Here is a 5,352-nt window from a genome sequence, read left to right as displayed (position 1 = left end):
TAATCCTAATTTCCTTGCAATTTTACGTAATAAAAGTTAAAATTTTAACAAGAACTGTTTATGGTTGAGGGGGGAAAGATGGTGGCGTCAGAAACAAAGGTTGATCATCGACAGAAAGCCTACAGTCTATTACATAAGTATTCTGAGAATATTATAAGGCTTATAGAAGTTCAAATGGATCATTTAACGATGCCCCAATGCCCATTATATGAAGAAGTTTTAGATACGCAAATGTTTGGTCTTTCTCGTCAAATTGATTTTGCTGTGAAACTTGGGCTTGTTGATGAAAAGGATGGCAAGGAATTATTAGACTCAGTTGAAAGAAAACTATCGGCCTTGCACGAAGCTTCTATGAAAAAGTAATCGATTAGAAGGCTCAAACAGTTGATTTCAGCCAATTGTTTGGGTTTTTTTATTATATTTTTGAAAAATTTAACTTAATTGATCGTCATTTAGCTTATGATTGGTATAACACATTTAATCATCTAAATTAAAAAGAGTAGCACATTTAAAAATGCTGTTGAAAAAGTATAGCATTTTAGTATAAAATAAGATAGGAAGAGGAAGATGATAAAAAGAAGGCTGAAATCGTTAGATTATTCTCTCCTAATAGTATATGTAGTTTTAAGTGTATTTGGCTTAATCATGATTTATAGTGCCAGCATGGTTACTTCCATCCAAATCTATGATGTAGAGAGTGATTATTTTTTCCTTAAACAATCAAAGGTTTTAGTTCTATCGTATTTAATATGTTTTGTAGCAGCGATTATTCCGTATAGAAATTACAAAAACAATATCTTTTTAATTTTTATGATGCTAACGATGCTAGCATTTCTAGTTGGCTTGCTACTTTACGGTAGAACGGTAAACAATGCAACAAGTTGGATTTCGATTTTTGGATTTCAATTTCAGCCTGCCGAGTTTGTGAAACTAGCAATAATTGTTTATTTAGCGGCAGTTTATAGTAAAAAACAACCTTATATTAATGACTTTAATAAAGGTGTTATACCACCTGTTGTATTTTTATGTTTCTTTAGTTTTTTAATTGTACTTCAACCTGATATTGGTACTGCTGCAATCATTTTTGCAACAGGTGCGATTGTTGTTTTTTGTGCAGGAATGAACTGGAAAAATTTATTTAAACTAATGGGGATTGGAATAGTAATCATCGCCATTTTTGCGACAATAATGTCTTTAACTGGAAACTCATTAATAACACAAACTCGTATAGACCGTTTCACAAGTTTTATGGATCCTTTTAAATATGAACTTGATGAAGGTTTACAATTAGTAAATTCCTATGTAGCCATTGGTTCTGGAGGAATAATGGGTGTTGGACTTGGAAAAAGTATACAAAAATTAGGGTATTTACCAGAAGCCCACACTGATTTTATAATGGCTATTATAGCGGAAGAACTTGGGGTTTTAGGTGTAGGATTCGTGCTGTTCTGTTTAGGTTTTATCGTCTTAAAAGGATTTCATCTCGGTATGAAATGTAAAGATGCATTTGGAAGTTTGCTAGCCTTTGGAATAGCCGGATTAATTGGAATTCAAACTTTTATTAACTTAGGTGGAGTATCAGGATTAATTCCAATCACAGGTGTTACACTACCATTCGTTAGTTATGGAGGTACATCACTGATTGTTTTATCAGGGTGTATGGGATTATTGCTAAGTGTCTCCATCCAAGCAAATCTTGATATGGAAACTAAGGAAAAATCGAAAATTAATTAATCATTATTTTAGAAAAATATTAAAAAATATAATTTTTAAAGATTGAGAGATTGTTGAGAATGAATTTTTTTGGTATGATAACAACAATTCTCTCAATCTTTATATAAATCCAGAATTATCTTAATAAATTGAATTCGAGGTGAACTAAATGCGAAAAATAAACAAAATTTTAGTCGCTAACCGCGGTGAAATAGCTATTCGTATTTTTCGAGCATGTACGGAATTAAATATTCGTACAGTTGCTATTTATTCAAAGGAAGACGCGGGATCGTATCACAGATATAAAGCGGACGAAGCTTATTTAGTTGGAGAAGGAAAAAAGCCGATCGATGCATATCTTGATATAGAAGATATTATACGTATCGCAAAACAAAATGATGTTGACGCTATTCATCCGGGATACGGATTTTTGTCTGAAAATATTGAGTTTGCGAAACGTTGTGAAGAAGAAAACATAATTTTTATCGGTCCAAAGGTAGAACATTTAGACATTTTTGGAGATAAAGTAAAAGCTAGAAACGCAGCAGAAAATGCAAATATTCCAATTGTTCCAGGAAAAGAAGTTCAAAATGAAGAAGATATTCGCGAGTTTGCAGAACGTTACGGTTATCCAATCATTATTAAAGCTGCACTTGGCGGTGGCGGACGTGGAATGCGGATTGTAAATTCTGAAGATCAATTAACAGAAAGCTACAGTCGTGCAAAATCAGAAGCGAAAACAGCGTTCGGTAGTGACGAAGTTTATGTAGAAAAATTAATTTCCAATCCTAAACATATTGAAGTGCAAATTCTTGGAGACCAACAAGGAAATATTGTCCATTTATATGAAAGAGATTGTTCTGTACAAAGACGTCATCAAAAAGTTGTTGAAGTGGCACCATCTGTTTCTTTGTCTGAAAAATTACGCGAAGAAATTTGTGAAGCTGCAGTTCAATTAATGAAATCGACTAACTATGTGAACGCTGGAACAGTTGAGTTCTTAGTTTCTGGGGATGAATTCTACTTCATTGAAGTAAACCCTCGAGTTCAAGTTGAACATACAATTACAGAACTTATTACAGGAATTGATATCGTTCAATCCCAAATTTATATCGCAGAAGGATACAGCTTACATAGCCCAACAGTGGGTATTCCAGAGCAAAAGGATATTCAAACTAGAGGGTATGCGATTCAATCACGTATTACGACAGAGGATCCATTAAATCATTTCTTACCAGATACTGGAAAAATCACAGTATATCGTTCCGGTGGTGGATTCGGTGTTCGTTTAGATGCAGGAAATGCATTCCAAGGTTCTGTTATTTCACCGCATTACGACTCATTATTAGTTAAAATTTCCACTCATGCATTAACCTTTGAACAAGCAGCAGCGAAAATGGTGCGAAATTTAAGAGAATTCCGAATTCGTGGAATCAAAACAAACATTGCTTTCTTAGTCAATGTTATGCAACACCCGAAATTTATAAAAGGTGAATATGATACATCCTTTATTGATACGACACCTGAACTGTTTAAATTCCCAATTCCAAAAGACCGTGGAACAAAATTACTAACATATATTGCGGATATTACTGTAAATGGTTTCCCTGGCATTGAAAAAATTAAGAAACCAATTTATGCAAAACCACGTATGCCAAAAATTACAGAAGAAATTCAAAATATTCGTGGGACAAAACAAATCCTCGATGAATCAGGTGCTGAAGGATTAGTTAATTGGGTTAAAAACCAAGAACAAGTATTATTAACAGATACGACTTTACGTGACGCCCATCAATCTTTACTTGCAACTAGAATTCGTTCCTACGACATGGTAAAAATTGCAGAATCAACACAAAAACTATTACCAGAGTTATTTTCTTTTGAAATGTGGGGCGGAGCAACCTTTGATGTAAGTTATCGTTTCTTAAAAGAAGATCCATGGCAACGTTTAGTGGAACTTCGAAAACAAATGCCTAACACATTATTCCAAATGTTATTTAGAGGTTCCAATGCGGTCGGATATAAAAACTATCCTGACAATGTAATTGAAGAGTTTGTAAAAGTATCAGCTGAAGCGGGTATCGATGTTTTCCGTATTTTTGACAGTTTAAACTGGGTAAAGGGTATGGAAGTTGCTATTCGTGCAGTTCGTGATACAGGTAAAATTGCGGAAGCAGCAATTTGTTATACTGGAGATATTCATGATCCAACTCGTGCAAAATACAACTTACAATATTACATTGACTTAGCGAAAGAATTAGAACAACAAGGTGCACATATTTTAGCAATTAAAGATATGGCTGGTTTATTAAAGCCTGAAGCAGCTTATGAACTTGTAAGTGAATTAAAAGCAGCTGTTGATCTTCCAATTCACTTGCATACGCATGATACAAGTGGTAATGGTATTTTCACTTATTCAAAAGCAATTGATGCGGGTGTAGATATTGTTGATACTGCTATATCTTCAATGGCTGGATTAACGTCACAGCCAAGTGCAAACTCACTAATTTATGCTCTTGATGGTCATAAGCGTAAACCTACAGTATCTGTAAAAGGACTTAATGAATTAAGTCATTATTGGGAAGATGTAAGACAGTACTATCAAGATTTTGAAAGTGGTATGAATGCACCACATCCAGAAGTTTATGAACATGAAATGCCTGGTGGTCAATATAGTAACTTACAACAACAAGCAAAAGCAGTTGGTTTACTAAATCGTTGGGATGAAGTTAAAGACATGTATCGCCGTGTTAACTTCCTATTTGGTGATATCGTAAAAGTTACTCCGTCATCTAAAATTGTCGGAGATATGGCATTGTTTATGGTCCAAAACGATCTAGATGAAGAAACAGTTATTACAAAAGGTAAAACAATTGATTTCCCTGAATCTGTTATCGAATTCTTCCAAGGGCATATCGGTTTACCACCTGGTGGGTTCCCGAAAGAATTACAAGAAGTCGTGTTAAAAGGAAGAAAACAGTTAGAAAAACGGGCAGGGGAATTGTTGGAGCCAGTTGATTTCGATCAACTGAAAGAAGAATTATTCCCTAAATTAAAACGCAAACCAACGGATTTCGATACCTTAGGATATGCATTGTATCCTAAGGTGTTTGAAGATTATATTAAAGCCTTCGATCGATATGGCGATTTATCCTGTATCGATACACCAACATTCCTCCACGGAATGCGTTTAGGTGAAGAATTAGAAATAGAAATTGAAAGAGGAAAAACTTTATTCATAAAACTTGTTTCCATTGGACAAGTTCAAAGAGATGGAACAAGAATTGTATTCTTTGAATTAAACGGTCAACCACGTGAAATCGTTGTTAAGGACGAAAGTGTTAAAGCAGAAGTTTCTGAACGTCCAAAAGCTGATCCAACTAATGATAATCATATCGCAGCTACAATGCCTGGAACTGTCTTAAAAGTATTAGTAAAAGAAGGCGAACAAGTACAGCAAGGTGATCAATTAATTATTACCGAAGCTATGAAAATGGAAACAACAGTTCAAGCTCCATTCTCTGGAACTGTTGAAAAAATTTACGTTTCCGACCAAGATGCAATTAAACAAGGTGACTTATTAATGGTTTTAAGTAAGTAAAAATAAAGGTGCTGTTTATTAACAGCACCTCTTTTTAT

3 protein-coding genes are annotated in these 5,352 nt (G+C 34.2%); all 3 read left to right on the top strand.

Translation table 11 applies throughout. From position 1 onward, the window contains the following. Nucleotides 1-78 precede the first annotated feature (78 nt). The 3 genes from GW534_RS15380 (at nucleotide 79) to pyc (ending at nucleotide 5,314) form a co-directional block, all read left to right on the top strand. Complete coding sequence (locus GW534_RS15380; protein WP_161921862.1) at nucleotides 79-363, top strand: YlaN family protein; 285 nt, start codon at nucleotides 79-81, stop codon at nucleotides 361-363. Nucleotides 364-567: 204 nt separating this feature from the next. Next, nucleotides 568-1,734 carry a putative lipid II flippase FtsW gene (gene ftsW / locus GW534_RS15375; RefSeq protein ID WP_161921861.1) on the top strand — a complete coding sequence of 389 codons (1,167 nt, stop codon included), beginning with the start codon at nucleotides 568-570 and terminating at the stop codon, nucleotides 1,732-1,734. A gap of 148 nt (nucleotides 1,735-1,882) precedes the next feature. Further along, complete coding sequence (gene pyc / locus GW534_RS15370; RefSeq protein ID WP_161921860.1) at nucleotides 1,883-5,314, top strand: pyruvate carboxylase; 3,432 nt, start codon at nucleotides 1,883-1,885, stop codon at nucleotides 5,312-5,314. The last annotated feature ends 38 nt before the right edge of the window (nucleotides 5,315-5,352 follow it).

Origin of the sequence: Pallidibacillus pasinlerensis (assembly GCF_009996845.1) — a bacterium.
GTDB classification, from domain to species: domain Bacteria; phylum Bacillota; class Bacilli; order Bacillales; family Caldibacillaceae; genus Pallidibacillus; species Pallidibacillus pasinlerensis.
The sequence above is the reverse complement of the archived record's forward strand: the minus strand, read 5'-3'. Positions and strand labels throughout refer to the sequence as shown.

Coding starts and splice junctions, on each gene's coding strand:
- ftsW (WP_161921861.1), top strand. CDS start 568: ATGATAAAAAGAAGGCTGAAATCGTTAGATTATTCTCTCCTAATAGTA.
- pyc (WP_161921860.1), top strand. CDS start 1,883: ATGCGAAAAATAAACAAAATTTTAGTCGCTAACCGCGGTGAAATAGCT.
- GW534_RS15380 (WP_161921862.1), top strand. CDS start 79: ATGGTGGCGTCAGAAACAAAGGTTGATCATCGACAGAAAGCCTACAGT.